The sequence below is a fragment of the Corynebacterium sp. BD556 genome, from assembly GCF_038452275.1.
GTDB lineage: Bacteria > Actinomycetota > Actinomycetes > Mycobacteriales > Mycobacteriaceae > Corynebacterium > Corynebacterium mayonis.
The window spans coordinates 2,200,476-2,216,563 of record NZ_CP141643.1; the positions used below are offsets into that span (position 1 = coordinate 2,200,476).

The window sequence follows — 16,088 nt, forward strand, 5'->3', positions numbered from 1 at the left end:
TAGACCACCATCGATCCTCCCCGCGTGGGGGAGGTGAAAGGGAATTTACGTGTTTGACGTAAACCTCTTCGACGAGCTTCGCATTGGCCTGGCTACCGCCGACGACATCCGCCGTTGGTCCCACGGCGAGGTCAAAAAGCCCGAAACCATCAACTACCGCACCCTCAAGCCGGAAAAGGACGGCCTGTTCTGCGAGCGCATTTTCGGCCCCACCCGCGATTGGGAGTGCGCCTGCGGCAAGTACAAGCGCGTGCGCTACAAGGGCATCATCTGTGAGCGCTGTGGCGTTGAGGTGACCAAGTCCAAGGTGCGCCGCGAGCGCATGGGCCATATTGAGCTGGCCGCGCCGGTGACCCACATTTGGTACTTCAAGGGTGTGCCCTCGCGCCTTGGCTACCTGCTTGACCTGGCGCCGAAAGACCTCGAGCGCATCATTTACTTCGCTGCGAACATCATCACCAGCGTTGACGACGAAGCCCGTCACAACGACATGTCGACCCTTGAGGCCGAGATGATCCTGGAGAAGAAGGAAGTCGAAGCCGACGCCAACTCCGAGATCGCCGAGCGGGCCCAGAAACTTGAGGAAGAACTCGCCGAGCTTGAAGCCGTCGGCGCGAACGCCTCCGCCCGCAAGAAGGTGCAGCAGGCTGCAGACAAGGACATGACCCACATCCGCGAAGCGGGTGAGCGTGAGGTCCAGCGTCTCGACGAGATTTGGCAAACCTTTGTCAAACTTGCCCCGAAGCAAATGGTTATCGACGAGAACCTTTATGAGGAACTCGTGGACCGCTACGAGGACTACTTCACCGGCGGGATGGGTGCGGAAGCCATCCAGACCCTGATCCGCAACTTCGACCTTGAGGCTGAGGCAGAGGAGTTGCGCACCATCATCGCTGAGGGCAAGGGCCAGCGGAAGGTTCGTGCCCTCAAGCGCCTGAAGGTTGTGGCGGCTTTCCAGCGCTCCGGCAACGACCCGGCTGGCATGATCTTGGACGCCATTCCGGTTATTCCGCCGGAGCTGCGCCCCATGGTCCAGCTCGATGGTGGCCGTTTCGCCACCTCCGACCTGAACGACCTGTACCGCCGTGTGATTAACCGCAACAACCGCCTCAAGCGCATGATCGACCTCGGTGCGCCCGAGATCATCGTGAATAACGAAAAGCGGATGTTGCAGGAGTCCGTGGACGCCTTGTTCGACAACGGTCGCCGCGGCCGCCCGGTCACGGGGCCGGGCAACCGCCCGCTGAAGTCGCTGTCTGACCTGCTCAAAGGCAAGCAGGGTCGGTTCCGCCAGAACCTGTTGGGCAAGCGTGTCGATTACTCTGGACGCTCCGTCATCATCGTTGGCCCGCAGCTCAAGCTGCATGAGTGTGGCCTGCCGAAGTTGATGGCGCTTGAGTTGTTCAAGCCCTTCGTGATGAAGCGTTTGGTGGACAACGATTACGCGCAAAACATCAAAAGCGCCAAGCGCATGGTTGAGCGCCAGCGCCCCGAGGTGTGGGATGTTTTGGAAGAAGCCATTGCCGAGCACCCGGTGTTGCTCAACCGCGCGCCGACGCTGCACCGCCTGGGTATCCAGGCCTTCGAGCCGAAGCTCGTCGAAGGCAAGGCCATCCAGTTGCACCCGTTGGCTTGTGAGGCCTTCAACGCCGACTTCGACGGTGACCAGATGGCAGTTCACCTGCCACTGTCCGCTGAGGCACAGGCCGAAGCCCGCGTGCTCATGTTGTCCTCGAATAACATTTTGTCGCCTGCCTCGGGCAAGCCGCTGGCCATGCCGCGCCTCGATATGGTCACCGGTTTGTACTTCCTCACCATGATGAAGGGCGAGTCCGAACTCGGCGGCGAAGGCCGCTACAGGCCTGCTGATGAAAACGGGCCAGCCCAGGGCGTGTACTCGTCCTACCGCGAGGCCATCATGGCCTACGACCGTGGGGTGCTTGGCCTGCAAGCGCCGATTCGCGTGCGTATCGATCACCTGCGCCCGACCGTGGAAATTGAAAACGAGCAGTTCCCTGACGGCTGGGAGAAGGGCCAGGCGTGGATGACCGAAACCACGCTCGGCCGCATCATGTTCAATGAGCTTCTTCCCTTCAACTTCCCGTACCAGGAAGGCGCTATGGTCCGTAAGGGCAGCGGCTCCGACAAGGTCATGTTGGGCGACATCATCCAATCGATGGTGGAGAAGTACCCGATGATCACGGTTGCGCAGACCTTGGACAAGATGAAGGACGCCGGTTTCTACTGGGCGACGCGTTCCGGTGTGACCATCTCCATGTCTGACGTTTTGGTTCTTCCGAATAAGCTTGAGGTGCTCGAGCAGTACGAGAAGGAAGCCGAGGAAATCGAGCGTAAGTTCTGGGAAAAGGGTGCTCTTACCGAGGAAAACCGCTACGACCGCTTGGTGGAACTGTGGCAGGACGCCACCAACAAGGTGGGTCAGGCCGTGGAGAACCTTTACCCAGACGACAACCCGATTCCGATGATCGTGAAGTCCGGTGCGGCCGGTAACATGCGCCAGATCTGGACCCTGGCCGGCATGAAGGGCATGGTCGTGAACTCGCGCGGTGAGTACATCACCCGCCCGATCAAGACCTCCTTCCGTGAGGGCCTGACCGTGATGGAGTACTTCAACAACTCCCACGGCTCCCGCAAGGGCCTGGCCGATACCGCTTTGCGTACCGCTGACTCTGGCTACCTCACCCGCCGCCTTGTCGACGTCGCCCAAGATGTCATTGTCCGCGAGGATGACTGCGGCACCCACCAGGGTGTCAAGGTTCCAGTTGCGGAGCAGGTCGGCGGCACGTGGGTGCGCCACGACCTGGTTGAGACTTCCGTGTCTGGGCGTGTGCTTGCCTCAGATGCCAAAGACTCCGAAGGCACCACCATTCTCGAGGGCGGCGTGGAGCTGACCGAGGAGCGCATCGAAGCCCTTGTGTCTGCTGGCGTGGCCGAGGTGAAGGTTCGCTCCGTGTTGACCTGCCAGACTGCTACCGGCGTGTGCGCCAAGTGCTACGGCAAGTCCATGGCCTCTGGCAAACTGGTCGATATCGGCGAGGCCGTCGGTATCGTCGCCGCTCAGTCTATTGGTGAGCCGGGAACCCAGCTCACCATGCGTACCTTCCACCAAGGTGGTGTCGGCGGCGACATCACCGGTGGCTTGCCTCGTGTGCAGGAGCTGTTTGAGGCGCGTGTTCCGAAAAACCGCGCCCCGATTGCTTCCGTTGCTGGCACGATCACCTTGGAGGACGAGGGCAACTTCTGGACTCTCACGATCCACCCGGACGACGGTTCCGATGTGGTGGTGTATGAGAAGCTGTCCAAGCGCCAGGGCTTGGCCCAGGTGCGTCGCCCCATGGAGTCCAACCCGGACGCCATGATTGAGCGTTCCCTGCGCGAAGGTGACCATGTGAATGTGGGTGATCGCCTGCTGCGTGGCGCCGCCGACCCGCACGATGTGCTTGAGGTTCTCGGCCGCCGCGGTGTGGAAAAGCACCTCATTGACGAGGTGCAGGCGGTTTACCGCACCCAGGGTGTGTCGATTCACGATAAGCACATCGAGATCATCATCCGCCAGATGTTGCGCCGCGGCACCGTCATCGACTCGGGCACTACCGAGTTCCTGCCGGGCACCCTGGTTGACCTTGCAGAGGCACGCCAGGTCAACGCGGCGGCTGTTGCCGAAAACGGTCAGCCAGCGGAGATGCGCTCCGAGATCATGGGCATTACCAAGGCGTCGCTGGCGACCGAGTCCTGGCTGTCTGCGGCCTCCTTCCAGGAGACCACGCGCGTGCTTACCGACGCCGCCATCAACAAGCGCTCCGACAAGCTCATCGGCCTGAAGGAGAACGTGATCATCGGTAAGCTCATCCCGGCTGGTACCGGCATTTCCCGCTACCGCAACATCCAGGTCAAGCCGACCGAGGCTGCACGTTCCGCGGCTTACTCGATCCCAAGTTTCGGCGACTCCATCTACGGAGACGACGGCTACGGCGAGTTCACTGGCGCGTCCGTCCCGCTAGACGAGTACGGTTTCGACCAGATCTAGTGTTTCTGGCTTTTAGCTAGGTCTGCTGCTAACAGGGATACCCCCGAGATTGCGTCTCGGGGGTATCCCTGTTTTTCTTTGCCGTCGCTGAATCCACGGCGGGTGGGTTCTGTAGGTGTCGGGGAGGTGGGGTGGAAAAAGGGTAGGGCCGAACAGCTACTGGAAGTCCACGACGGCAAGCACCGGGCCGGTTGGCTGCGGCATGCCGTTGGCGGGTTCCTCGGTGACCATGACAGAGACTGTATCGCCGGGCAGCGGCATCCACACACTGTCATGCGGTTCCTGGCCGATGACCCCCGCCGACATCATGGCGCCGTCAGACATGACCGCCCACACTTGGGCGCCCATGCCGTTGCCGAGCGCGGGCTGGCCGTCGACCATGGCCCCGCCCTTTCCCATCCCGGAGCTGACAACAATGTCCAGGCTGGCGCCCATTGCGTCGGCTGTGCCCTGCCGCAGATCGGAGGCGTCCATTATGGCGTGCATTTCGTCGATTCCGGCGGCCGTGACGGAATCCGGTTCGGGCGCCCGGGAGGAGAAGAAAGCCACCGAACCGATTCCGGTGAGCAGGACAAAAGAGGCTGCTGCAGCAGCAAAAAAGCGTGTTGAGCGGTTCGCGCGGCGGTGAGCGGCAAGGCTGCTTACCTGGGGAGTCGTGGCTATAGCCGACATGATGGAAAGCTTAAGTTCGTCGGGGGGTGCGATGGGGGTTGCGGAGCCCTCCATCAATTCATCGAGTTCGCGGCGTTGCTGCGGCTCCATCAGATGCCTCCCTTCACGCCTAAGGCGTAGCGCAGTTTCTTCAGTCCGTCGCGAACTCTGGTCTTGGCGGTGCCCAGGGCAACTCCGGAAACTTCGGCAATCTCCTTGTGCGACATCTCGCCGAAGTAGGCCAGCATCAACGCTGTGCGGTGTGGCTCCCCGATTGAATCGATAAGCTCCTGCAGCGCCTGAGATTCAAGGTGCGCGTGAGCTTCGTCTTCTGCTGCGACCCACGTGGTGAGTCTTTCAGCGTAGTCGGCTTGGTCGCGGGCTTGGGCGCTGCGCCAGCTCCGGAGCCTGTCGATGGCGCGAAGCTTGCTAAGGCGCAGCACCCAGGATGTAGCTTTGCCTTGCGTTGGGTCGAATTTGTGGGCGTCGCGCCACACCTCGATGAAGACTTCTTGGGTGACTTCTTCCGCCTGTGCTCGGTTGCGCAGGATGTGGGTGGTGAGGCCGAGGACGTGGGGCGCGAGGGCGTCGTAAAGCGTGCCGAAGGCCGCTTCGTCGCCACTGGCGACAAGCAGCATCAGCTCATCGATATCCAGGTCCCCGGGACTTGCCACGGGTACTGAATGTAGCACCCTGCGCACAGGTGATGTGCCTTTAGTTAGAGGGGGCCATCGAGTCCATGGACTCACTCGGCTCCATCGCCGGGCTCATCATCTCAGGGCTCATCATGGCGGAGGAAGGCATCTGCGAGGAGGTCATTGCGCCGGACATCTTCGTGTCCGTGTCTGTGCCCATGTCCCTGTCCATGGCCGGTTTGTCGGAGTCGTTGCAGGCACTAAGCCCGGTGGCAAGCAGCAGTGCGGCAGCGGCGGAAGCAATACGTGCAGTTGTCAAAGACATCTGTTCTCTCCTCGTGATCGATGGTTTGTGCTTGACGACGACCCCCAATCGGGCCATCTATCTCTTACATACGGACACCTAACGCACACCGGATTGGAAAAATTTTGGTGCGATCCCCAAGGCGCTTTGTTCCGTAGTGCATTCCGTAAGCACAAGGAGCACGAAAAGAAGGAGTAAAGAATGCTCGGCGTGATAATCGTGGGTTTCGTCGGTGGAGTGTTGACGGGAATATCGCCGTGCATCCTGCCTGTGCTGCCGGTGGTGCTGGGTGTTGCTGTGGGGCGAAGACCTGGCTGGGTGATCGCCGGAATGGTGCTCAGCTTCGCCGCGATTGCGCTTGTGGGCACCCTGGCTTTGGGCTTGCTCGGCCTTCCTGAGTCGGTACTGCATTGGGCGGGCATTGTGATGCTTTTGTTGGTCGGGCTCGGCATGATTGTGCCGCAGGTCGGGCAGTTGATTCAGAAACCTTTCGATGCTGTGCCACGGCCAACTGCCTTGCAGGACAAGGCCCGCGGCAAAGGCAGTTTTGTTATCGGGTTGGCGTTAGGTGCGGTGTACGTGCCGTGCGCGGGACCAGTTTTGGCTGCGGTGACGGTGGCTGGCAGCACCGGTGAGATCGGGTGGAAAACGGTGGCGTTGACGCTCGCGTTCGCGGCGGGTTCGGCGGTTCCGCTGTTTCTTTTTGCGCTCGCGGGCAGCAAGATCGGCAGCCGGGTTGATTGGGTGCAGCGCTACCGTCGCGGCATCGGCGTGGTGATTCTCGTGTTCACGTTGCTTCTCGCGCTTAAAGTCCCGGCGGCGATCCAACGCTCGTTGCCGGATTGGTCGGCTGGGTTGAACCGGGCGTTTAACAGCAGCCAGCTTGTCGACGACACCTTGGCTTCCGTCCAGCATTTCGATGGCGTCCTTGATGAGTGCCGTGGAGCTGACCCGGCACAACTGCATGACTGTGGGCCGGCACCGAAGCTCGTCGGCCTGGAAAACTGGATCAACACACCGGCCCCGGTTGCGCCGGGTGAGGCCCCGGTGACGGTGGTGGACTTCTGGGCGTATGCCTGCATTAACTGCCAGCGTGCGGGCGAGCACATCACCAAGCTTTACGACACTTACAGCAGCGTCGGCCTTCAAATCATCGGCGTACACTCCCCCGAGTACGGCTTCGAGCATGACTTGGCAAATGTGAAGCGCGCTGTTGAAAAGGAAAAGATCAACTACCCGGTGGCGCAGGACAACGACTTCGCGACGTGGCGAAGCTTCGGCAATCGCTACTGGCCGGCGCGCTACATTATCGACGCCGAAGGAAACGTGCGTAGCATCGTCGAAGGTGAGGGATCCTACGCGGAGAGCGAAAAGGTGCTGCGCGAACTTCTTCGGCAAAGCAATCCGGGCGTTAAGTTGCCGGAGCCTGTCGAAGGTGGTCCACACAAAGAGTCAACGCAGGGGCGAAACCCGGAGACTTACCTGGGGACGAAACGCGCCCGCTATACCACTGCGCGCAACTACACGCCGGGCATCCACGACTTCGGTGTCAGGCCTGCGCCACGACGGGGCGAATTTGAACTGTCGGGGCCGTGGGAGCTCGAAGGCGAGTCGATTCGCTCCGTAGGCGGGGAGCTGGCCGTCAATGTGCACGCAGCATGGGTGCAGCTTGTCGTTGCGGGTCAGGGGGAGGTCACGGTGAGCTACCCTGGCGGGCAGCAGAGAACTTTCGAGGTTTCTGACGGCACCCTTGACCTCTACAAAGATTCGGTGCCTCTCGACGCAGTGTTGCGCATCAACCCTAGTGAAGGGGTGCGTTTATACTCCCTCACCTTCGGGTGAGTGCTGTTAGATTTCGGGGAAGAAAGTGATCGTCACTTCCCCGAGCAGGGCCCACCCGCGGAGGCGAATGATAGGGGCGTTCACTGGCTGGGAGGCACCGTCTCTGGAGGTGTGCTTGAACTCTCCTAAGATTCCCACCCCCTCGCTGATGACGTGGACGCCGTCGGGCACGATGATGTTGATCACGCCGAGGATGGAGATGCACGTTATGACAATTTCGTTGCTTGTCAGCACAGCCTGACGCAGATCGAGAGTGTTTTCCCCGACCAGCGTGAAGCTGAGGTGCCGCGGCGCAACTGCCCATGTGCCTTTCATTTCGCTGACACCCAGTACCGAGAAAGTGTGGCCTGAACCTGTCGCGTTCGGGTCGACCAATGTCGAGGTGTCGAGCGGTGAAGCGGCACGAGAAGGCGTAGGCAAAGGCGCCAGATCCGCAGTCAGTGACTTCAGTTCATCTGCCCACGTAGCTTCCCACACTGTGGCGGAGCGCTCGTCGAACTCACTTAAGGAGAGCTGGCCGTCGCTAAATGCGCTGGAAAGCACGCGCGAGACTTCTTCGCGCTCCCAGTTGCTGGCACGCCGACGTGGGACGTCGGGCACATCATAGGAGTTCACAACGCAAGTGTATGGAGGATTTGGAGTTCAGTCAACCATCTACTATTGTCGTTGAAGGTTTCTCGTGTGTTTATCGGATGGATCATTTGGTGGACACAGCGGGAAAGGTGAATTTCTCGCGACGTCCGCGAAGGTGATTCACACGCATTGCGGCAGGGCCCCGGAAAAGAGCCCCCATTTTTGCGTGTTTGGATGACATTCGGTCGCGGCGGGTGCCGCCAAGCGCCCGCGCACAGTCTCAATGAAGTAAGGATTAGCAATGCCAACTATTCAGCAGTTGGTCCGTAAGGGCCGCCACTCCAAGCGTGGCAAGGTTGCTACGGCCGCCCTGAAGGGCTCGCCGCAGCGCCGCGGCGTGTGCACCCGCGTGTACACCACCACGCCGAAAAAGCCGAACTCCGCCCTCCGCAAGGTTGCTCGTGTTCGTCTGACCTCAGGCATCGAGGTCTCCGCCTACATCCCGGGTGAGGGACACAACCTGCAGGAGCACTCCATGGTCCTCGTTCGCGGCGGCCGTGTGAGGGACTTGCCTGGTGTCCGTTACAAGATCATCCGCGGCGCACTGGATACCCAGGGCGTCAAGGACCGCAAGCAGGCTCGCTCCCGCTACGGCGCGAAGAAGGGACAGTAATAAACAATGCGTAAGCAGCAAGCACCGAAGCGTCCCGTTGTCAAGGACCCGGTCTACAACTCCGAGCTCGTCACTCAGCTCGTGAACAAGGTTCTCCTCGACGGTAAGAAGTCCACCGCCGAGCGCATCGTTTACGGTGCCCTCGAAGCCTGCCGCGAAAAGACCGGCACCGATCCGGTTGGCACCCTAGAAAAGGCCCTGGGCAACATTCGCCCGGACCTCGAAGTGCGCTCCCGTCGAGTCGGCGGCGCCACCTACCAGGTTCCGGTTGAGGTCAAGCCGGGCCGCTCCACCACCCTCGCCCTGCGCTGGATGGTTACCTTCACCCGTCAGCGCCGCGAGAACACCATGATCGAGCGTCTCGCTAACGAGATCCTTGACGCTTCCAATGGTCTGGGTGCCTCGGTCAAGCGCCGCGAAGACATGCACAAGATGGCTGAGGCCAACCGCGCCTTCGCCCACTACCGCTGGTAATTACCACGGCTGTGGCACGCTTGCACGAACAATCCCGGTACGCGCCGTTAACGCGCATCAGTGAACTGCATAACGCTGCTCGCTGACGCAGCGGACGCCTACCGGGATTCGTTCTACCGGGCGTGAAACTTTTAGGCTACGGCGGATACGTCATCCGCCTGCACTGCCACATCATTCAAAAAGTGGCAGAATTGACCAAGATAAATATTCACAGAGACGTTGCCTGTCCGGCGGGTTAGCCCGCAGACACAACGTCGACAATCGACACATTGGGGTAATAGACGTGGCACAAGAAGTGCTTAAGGATCTAAACAAGGTCCGCAACATCGGCATCATGGCCCACATCGACGCCGGTAAGACCACCACCACCGAGCGCATCCTTTTCTACACCGGCATCAACCGCAAGGTCGGCGAGACTCACGATGGTGGCGCAACCACCGACTGGATGGAGCAGGAAAAGGAGCGCGGCATCACCATTACGTCCGCCGCGGTGACCTGCTTCTGGAACGGAAACCAGGTCAACATCATTGACACTCCGGGCCACGTGGACTTCACCGTTGAGGTTGAGCGTTCCCTGCGCGTCCTCGACGGCGCTGTCGCCGTCTTCGATGGCAAAGAGGGTGTTGAGCCGCAGTCGGAGCAGGTGTGGCGTCAGGCCGCCAAGTATGACGTTCCGCGTATCTGCTTTGTCAACAAAATGGACAAGCTCGGTGCTGATTTCTACCACACCGTCCAGACCATCATCGACCGTCTCGGCGCGAAGCCGTTGGTTATGCAAATTCCGATCGGTGCTGAGGACGACTTCGACGGTGTCGTCGACCTCGTCGAGATGAAGGCCTACCTGTGGCCGGGCAAGGTTGAGACTGGCACCCCGCCGCAGATCGGTGAGATCCCGGCCGACTTGCAGGATAAGGCTGATGAGTACCGCGAGAAGCTACTCGAAGCTGTCGCCGAGTCCGATGAAGCACTCATGGAGAAGTACTTCGGCGGTGAGGAGCTGACCATCGAGGAGATCAAGGCTGCCATCCGCAAGATGACTGTCAACTCCGAGATCTACCCAGTCTACTGCGGCACCGCTTACCGTAACAAGGGTGTCGAGCCGCTGCTCGACGCTGTTGTGGACTACCTGCCAAGCCCGCTAGACATCGGCGAGGTTCACGGTGTCAGTGTCGACGGTGAGACGGCGATGACCCGCAAACCCTCCGTTGAGGAGCCTTTCTCCGCCCTCGCGTTCAAAATTGCGGTTCACCCCTTCTTTGGCAAGCTCACCTACGTCCGTGTCTACTCTGGCCAGGCCATCCCGGGCGAGAGCATGCTCAACTCGACCAAGCAGTCCAAAGAGCGCGTGGGCAAACTCTTTCAGATGCACGCGAACAAAGAAAACCCGGTTGAGCACGCTGATGCCGGCAACATCTACGCGTTCATTGGGCTGAAGAACACCACCACCGGTGACACTTTGTGCAACCCGGATCACCCGATCATCCTGGAGTCCATGGACTTCCCGGATCCGGTTATTCAGGTTGCTATCGAGCCCAAGACCAAAGCGGACCAGGAAAAGCTGGGTACCGCCATTCAGAAGCTGGCGGAGGAGGACCCGACCTTCACCGTCAAGTTGGATGAGGAAACCGGCCAGACCGTCATCGGCGGTATGGGTGAGCTTCACCTCGACGTCCTCGTCGACCGCATGAAGCGTGAGTTTAAGGTTGAGGCTAACATCGGCTCCCCGCAGGTGGCCTACCGCGAAACCATCCGCAAGAAGGTGCAGTCGCTGGACTACACCCACAAGAAGCAGACCGGCGGTTCCGGCCAGTTCGCGAAGGTCATCGTCTCCATCGAGCCTTACAACCCGGATCCGGAAACCCTCGCAGAAGGCGAGTCCGCTACCTACAAGTTCGTCAACGAGGTCACCGGTGGCCGTGTGCCGAAGGAGTACATCCCCTCCGTCGACGCTGGCATCCAGGACGCCATGCAGTACGGCTACCTCGCCGGCTTCCCCTTGGTCAACATCCAAGCCACGCTGGAAGACGGCGCTTACCACGAAGTTGACTCCTCGGAAATGGCCTTCAAGATGGCTGGGTCCCAGGTGCTCAAGGAGGCCGTCGCTAAGGCGAAGCCGGTCCTGCTTGAGCCGCTAATGTCCGTCGAAGTTGTCACCCCAGAGGAGTACATGGGCGACGTCATCGGCGATCTCAACTCCCGCCGCGGGCAGGTCAACTCCATGGATGATCGCTCCGGCGCGAAGGTTGTCCGCGCTATCGTGCCCCTCTCCCAAATGTTCGGCTACGTCGGCGATCTGCGCTCGCGCACCCAGGGCCGCGCGAACTACACCATGGTGTTTGACTCCTACGGTGAAGTTCCGTCCAGCGTTGCCCAGGAGATCATTGACGAGCGCAACGGCAACTAGGTTGCGCTGACGCCACATGGTCCCGGCTCTTTTACCGTGTCAGGAAAGGGCCGGGGCGTCACAGGAGTAGTGGCCGTGCTGAAAGTCTCGCAGCTTGTAGGGTGGGTACGCCCTGATCGCTGCGGGCTTTGAGCCGGCCGTTACTCTCACTAACGGACTACATGAACGTAGGCCCGTATGATCCGCCCGGCAGGCTCCGTGAAGGGGTGCTGGACGGTTTGAAAAACGGTCCAAGAGGATCTAGGATCATGTAACTGGCACATTGTGAAATGGCCATTGTCGCGCGCCCGGTGAGAACTGGTGCGGGTCAAGGCGAAATGTAAACCACGTGGCTGCGAAGGTCGTAGCCACCCTGAAGTCCAGGAGGACATGCAGTGGCAAAGGCTAAATTTGAGCGTACGAAGCCGCACGTAAACATCGGCACCATCGGTCACGTCGACCACGGCAAGACCACCACCACGGCTGCCATCACCAAGGTTTTGGCTGACGCCTACCCGGATGAGAACACGGCCTTCGACTACGAGGCCATCGACAAGGCTCCCGAGGAGCGCGAGCGCGGCATCACCATCAACGTCTCCCACGTTGAGTACAACACCCCGAAGCGTCACTACGCTCACGTCGACGCCCCGGGCCACGCCGACTACATCAAGAACATGATTACCGGCGCTGCTCAGATGGACGGCGCCATCCTCGTTGTGGCCGCCACCGACGGCCCGATGCCGCAGACCCGCGAGCACGTTCTGCTCGCTCGCCAGGTTGGCGTCCCTTACATCCTCGTTGCGCTGAACAAGTGCGACATGGTCGACGATGAGGAAATCATCGAGCTCGTCGAGATGGAGGTCCGCGAGCTTCTGGGCGAGCAGGACTACGACGAGGAAGCTCCGATCATCCACATCTCCGCTCTGAAGGCACTCGAGGGCGACGACAAGTGGGTTCAGTCCATCGTCGAGCTCATGGATGCTTGCGATAACTCCATTCCGGATCCGGAGCGCGAGACCGACAAGGACTTCCTCATGCCGATCGAGGACATCTTCACCATTTCCGGTCGCGGCACCGTTGTCACCGGCCGTGTCGAGCGTGGTGTTTTGAACCTCAACGACGAGGTTGAGATCATCGGCATCAAGGAGAAGTCCCAGAAGACCACCGTTACCTCCATCGAGATGTTCAACAAGCTTCTCGATACCGCTGAGGCTGGCGACAACGCGGCTCTGCTGCTGCGCGGCCTGAAGCGTGAGGACGTTGAGCGCGGCCAGGTTGTTATCAAGCCGGGCGCTTACACCCCGCACACCAAGTTCGAGGGTTCCGTCTACGTCCTGTCCAAGGACGAGGGTGGCCGCCACACCCCGTTCTTCGACAACTACCGTCCGCAGTTCTACTTCCGCACCACCGACGTGACCGGTGTTGTGCGTCTGCCGGAAGGCACCGAGATGGTCATGCCGGGCGACAACGTTGACATGACCGTTGAGCTGATCCAGCCGGTCGCCATGGACGAGGGTCTGCGCTTCGCAATCCGCGAAGGCTCCCGCACCGTCGGCGCTGGCCGCGTGACCAAGATCATCGATTAATCGACGCATCGGTCTGACCGCGGTCACCGACTATGAGCCGCTCTCCGATAAGGGGGGCGGCTTTTTCGTGCGCGTAAACTTTTCATCCGTGTACGAGCACAACGATCCCACCCGCATCCCCCGCGTCATGGAGGCTCTTCAACGAACATGGGAGGGCCAGCCCGATCTCACGTTGGGAGCGCTCCTCGGAGTGTTGGCCAACCATGGGGTGGGGTGGGCCAGCACCGACTCCGAAACCGTGGAGATCCTCGCCAAAATCGAACATGAGCATCCCTCGCTTATCGACGCCCACCCGCCCCACCACCTAAACATCGAGACGATTTCCCCCGAACGGCTTGTCACCTTGGCTGGTGACACGGTGGTTGTGCGCGATGGGCGAGGAAAACACTCCATGCCTAGCGTGTGGCGCTTTGTATCTTTGCGGCGCACCGGGCCCGGGCGTCCCTTAGTGATGAAGGACGAGCAGGGAATTGAGCACCGAGTGGGTGTGGTCAAGCTAGCCACCAGAATTGCCGACACCGCGCACGAAATAGGGCATTTGCGGCGCAGCGACGTTGGTGGCAGGCGCTGGTTTGTTCAGCTTCGCGGCGACGCGCGGGTGATCGTCGGGCCGAGGGTAAAGCTGTGGGTGCAGGCGCGCCGCACAATCAGCTTCAGCGAGTTGGATTGGAGCAGTATGTACTGCGAAGTGGGGGCGGAGATGATACTCGCCCCAGCCGACGGCGGTGAGGCCGTGGAGCTGGGGCGCGTAGAAAGAATCGTGGCGTTGGAAGTTAACTAGGTGCCCACACGGTTAAATTGCAGCTTGTAGACGGTGTCGAAATCGACTCCCTCGCAGGCTTGCGCGATGTCTTCGTCGCTTAGCTCTAAAAGACGCGTCACCTCTTTTAAAGGTGCGCCAGGAGGAGCTGAAACAGTGAAGGTTGCAGTGGGGCGTTTACCCAACATCTGGACGGCCGGTTTGGCAGCGCTAATCAATGGGCTCAGTTCGAGCTGTTCGCACGCAGCCTCCGCAATGCGTCTGATGTTGAGGGTTGTCGTTCCACCGTCTCCATCGTCGCGTGAAAGAGGCGAGTTGCTAAAAGAGCGGTTTTGAATGTTGGCGAGTAAAAACCACAGCCCTAGCAACGCCAAAAGCGCTGTCGTGACGATTAACGCGGTGTCAAACCACGAATAGGATTGGACATTGACAAGTTTGCCACGGTCGATCTGCGTATCAAGAAAATGGGAGACGTAAGGGATCTCCCAATAGTACGCGGCCGGAATGAGCCCGCCAGCGAGCAACAAAAGACCGAAAATAAAAACGATGAAGCGATCAAAAACGGCTAGTGCTCGGGTCATGGTGTTACCTCCTGGGTTCCCTGCGCACCGGGGGTCAACTTCACGTTGATGGTGGGTGGTTTGCGAAGTCCCTGGAATTGTTCCGCCAAAGAAGCGGCGAGACGCTCACGTAAAAGCTCTCCGTTGCCGTCGTCTTGCACCTGGACGCGAAGCCGCGAACGGGTGGCCTGGGAGCGGATGTGGTGGGTTCCCGTCTGCTCTTGTGCGGTATGCGTCGCTTTGCGGGCGATGTCGACCGGCCGCAACCAAATGGAGGCTGTCGAATCAACCGGCACGTGCGTGCGCGGCCGCGGTTTGACCGCCAGAAAAATGAGGTAAAGTCCCAGCACCGATATGAAGATGCCGACGATCACGGCGGCGATATCAACGGGGTAGGTGCCGAGCCAGCTCAACGCCTTGGCAATCCAGGAGTCATCAGTGGTTTTCGCGCCGTAGCGCTGCCACAGATCTCGACCACCCACGGCCGCGACAGCCACAACGGCGAGGCCGATGAGCATGGTCAACCACCGCACCGTTGCGACACCGCGTGGCTCGTGCCCGGGAAATGGGCCGCGAGGCGAGTCGTTTTCTTTAGAGGTCAAGGTACTTCACCGCCGGGTTGATTGTGACGGGCCGCAGCGGCTGCGGCTGCGGCGCGCGAGGGATATAAACAGGTGAGGGGGAAGGGCGGCGCACGTGGCGAACTTCCACGGGAGCAGCCGCAACCGAGCGTGAGGTTGCTCGTGTCTGCGAGACAGTGATGTCTCGCAACTTGAGGGGCTTCGGTGCTTTCACGCTTCGTGCAGCGGTTGCTTTCGGAGCCTCAACCTGTTTCAGAGCCACCGGTGGTGGCGTTTCGATCGGCCTCAAAAAAACGCGAGGTGCCATGGTAGGTGAGCGAACTTCTTTCAGCAGCGGCGAAACCTCGACCGGCACCAATTCCTTGCGCGGTGCAGTAACCGGAGCGGACACGCGGGAGGCTGTAACTGTAATTGGTGTAGTGACGAAGAAGGTCGGGTGGGAGGCCACCTCCTCGCGCGTTACTCGCCCGGCGGGAGAAAGCGAACCCGAGGCGATCGTGTCCGCGACGGTGATGTCCACGCGGGTTACCTCCAACCCTGTTTGGGCTTGTATGTGTTTGGTAATGGCTTCGCGCACGACCTCAGTGATGTTTGCGATGGGGGCAGGGAAAGCCGTCGCGATCTCCACTTCAACGACAACGGAGGAGGCCACCCGGTTGATGCGGGACTCCACCCGTGGCAGGCCGCGGCTGGCCAGCCCCGCCAACTTCGCATCTATCCTCAGACATCCGGGTACATCCATGGCTGCGGCCTCAGCGATGCGCGAGACGGCCCGTTCGTTGAGATGGAAGGAAGAAGCCATTAGCTTCGTCCCCTGCCGGAGGTCGTGCTGATCATCGTCGCCAAGTCGAGGCGGCCATCAAGCTGGGCACCGACGACACCACCGAGGGCGGCAAAAAGGATAAGCCACATGAGCCCGAGCCAGCCGCCGAAGGTGACGAAAAACGCCACGACGACACCGAGCAGCACCCCCATGGCAGTCTTATTGGACAGCAAATTCATAGCGCTACTTCTTTCT

General features: G+C 60.4%; 15 protein-coding genes. 7 read left to right on the forward strand and 8 right to left on the reverse strand.

The window, feature by feature from the left end:
- The first annotated feature begins 49 nt into the window (after positions 1 to 49).
- Positions 50 to 4,048: a DNA-directed RNA polymerase subunit beta' gene (locus VLL26_RS10345; protein WP_342318987.1), complete on the forward strand. Its 3,999-nt coding sequence runs from the start codon at positions 50 to 52 to the stop codon at positions 4,046 to 4,048.
- A gap of 156 nt (positions 4,049 to 4,204) precedes the next feature.
- Here VLL26_RS10345 and VLL26_RS10350 read toward each other — a convergent pair whose 3' ends face one another.
- From VLL26_RS10350 to VLL26_RS10360, 3 genes are read right to left on the reverse strand one after another with little or no spacing between them, the layout of a single operon-like run.
- Complete coding sequence (locus VLL26_RS10350) at positions 4,205 to 4,810, reverse strand: anti-sigma factor (RefSeq protein ID WP_342318988.1); 606 nt, start codon at positions 4,808 to 4,810, stop codon at positions 4,205 to 4,207.
- Positions 4,810 to 5,355 carry a sigma-70 family RNA polymerase sigma factor gene (locus VLL26_RS10355; protein ID WP_342320203.1) on the reverse strand — a complete coding sequence of 182 codons (546 nt, stop codon included), beginning with the start codon at positions 5,353 to 5,355 and terminating at the stop codon, positions 4,810 to 4,812. The genes VLL26_RS10350 and VLL26_RS10355 overlap by 1 nt, the downstream gene beginning before the upstream one ends.
- Before the next feature lie 58 nt (positions 5,356 to 5,413).
- Complete coding sequence (locus tag VLL26_RS10360) at positions 5,414 to 5,659, reverse strand: hypothetical protein (RefSeq protein ID WP_342318989.1); 246 nt, start codon at positions 5,657 to 5,659, stop codon at positions 5,414 to 5,416.
- Between the two features lie 180 nt (positions 5,660 to 5,839).
- On the opposite strand from VLL26_RS10360, the gene VLL26_RS10365 reads away from it, so the two are divergent.
- The gene (locus VLL26_RS10365; RefSeq protein WP_342318990.1) at positions 5,840 to 7,480 is read left to right on the forward strand and encodes a cytochrome c biogenesis protein CcdA; all 1,641 of its coding nucleotides are present in this window, start codon (positions 5,840 to 5,842) and stop codon (positions 7,478 to 7,480) included.
- A 6-nt stretch (positions 7,481 to 7,486) separates the two neighbouring features.
- Here VLL26_RS10365 and VLL26_RS10370 read toward each other — a convergent pair whose 3' ends face one another.
- Complete coding sequence (locus VLL26_RS10370) at positions 7,487 to 8,095, reverse strand: DUF1707 SHOCT-like domain-containing protein (protein ID WP_342318991.1); 609 nt, start codon at positions 8,093 to 8,095, stop codon at positions 7,487 to 7,489.
- Between the two features lie 259 nt (positions 8,096 to 8,354).
- Here VLL26_RS10370 and rpsL point away from each other — a divergent pair, with 259 nt between their 5' ends.
- The 5 genes from rpsL (at position 8,355) to VLL26_RS10395 (ending at position 13,950) form a co-directional block, all read left to right on the forward strand.
- Positions 8,355 to 8,726: a 30S ribosomal protein S12 gene (rpsL, locus tag VLL26_RS10375; RefSeq protein WP_342318992.1), complete on the forward strand. Its 372-nt coding sequence runs from the start codon at positions 8,355 to 8,357 to the stop codon at positions 8,724 to 8,726.
- A gap of 6 nt (positions 8,727 to 8,732) precedes the next feature.
- Positions 8,733 to 9,200, forward strand: coding sequence for a 30S ribosomal protein S7 (gene rpsG, locus VLL26_RS10380; RefSeq protein WP_342318993.1), 468 nt, complete (start codon positions 8,733 to 8,735; stop codon positions 9,198 to 9,200).
- A gap of 283 nt (positions 9,201 to 9,483) precedes the next feature.
- Positions 9,484 to 11,604: an elongation factor G gene (gene fusA / locus VLL26_RS10385; protein WP_342318994.1), complete on the forward strand. Its 2,121-nt coding sequence runs from the start codon at positions 9,484 to 9,486 to the stop codon at positions 11,602 to 11,604.
- A 374-nt stretch (positions 11,605 to 11,978) separates the two neighbouring features.
- Positions 11,979 to 13,169 (forward strand): elongation factor Tu, encoded by a 1,191-nt coding sequence (tuf, locus tag VLL26_RS10390; RefSeq protein ID WP_342318995.1) that lies wholly within the window; start codon positions 11,979 to 11,981, stop codon positions 13,167 to 13,169.
- 88 nt (positions 13,170 to 13,257) lie between these two features.
- On the forward strand, positions 13,258 to 13,950 hold the full coding sequence (locus VLL26_RS10395) for a hypothetical protein (RefSeq protein ID WP_342318996.1): 693 nt from the start codon (positions 13,258 to 13,260) through the stop codon (positions 13,948 to 13,950).
- Here the strand turns inward: VLL26_RS10395 and VLL26_RS10400 are convergent.
- Genes VLL26_RS10400 through VLL26_RS10415 form a run of 4 tightly spaced genes read right to left on the reverse strand, consistent with a single transcriptional unit; the run spans position 13,947 to position 16,072 of the window.
- Positions 13,947 to 14,510, reverse strand: coding sequence for a hypothetical protein (locus tag VLL26_RS10400; protein WP_342318997.1), 564 nt, complete (start codon positions 14,508 to 14,510; stop codon positions 13,947 to 13,949). The genes VLL26_RS10395 and VLL26_RS10400 overlap by 4 nt on opposite strands.
- Positions 14,507 to 15,091, reverse strand: coding sequence for a DUF6286 domain-containing protein (locus tag VLL26_RS10405; RefSeq protein ID WP_342318998.1), 585 nt, complete (start codon positions 15,089 to 15,091; stop codon positions 14,507 to 14,509). Before VLL26_RS10405 ends, VLL26_RS10400 begins: the two co-directional genes overlap by 4 nt.
- On the reverse strand, positions 15,081 to 15,872 hold the full coding sequence (locus tag VLL26_RS10410; RefSeq protein ID WP_342318999.1) for an Asp23/Gls24 family envelope stress response protein: 792 nt from the start codon (positions 15,870 to 15,872) through the stop codon (positions 15,081 to 15,083). Before VLL26_RS10410 ends, VLL26_RS10405 begins: the two co-directional genes overlap by 11 nt.
- Positions 15,872 to 16,072 (reverse strand): hypothetical protein, encoded by a 201-nt coding sequence (locus VLL26_RS10415; protein ID WP_342319000.1) that lies wholly within the window; start codon positions 16,070 to 16,072, stop codon positions 15,872 to 15,874. The genes VLL26_RS10410 and VLL26_RS10415 overlap by 1 nt, the downstream gene beginning before the upstream one ends.
- Between the last annotated feature and the right edge of the window lie 16 nt (positions 16,073 to 16,088).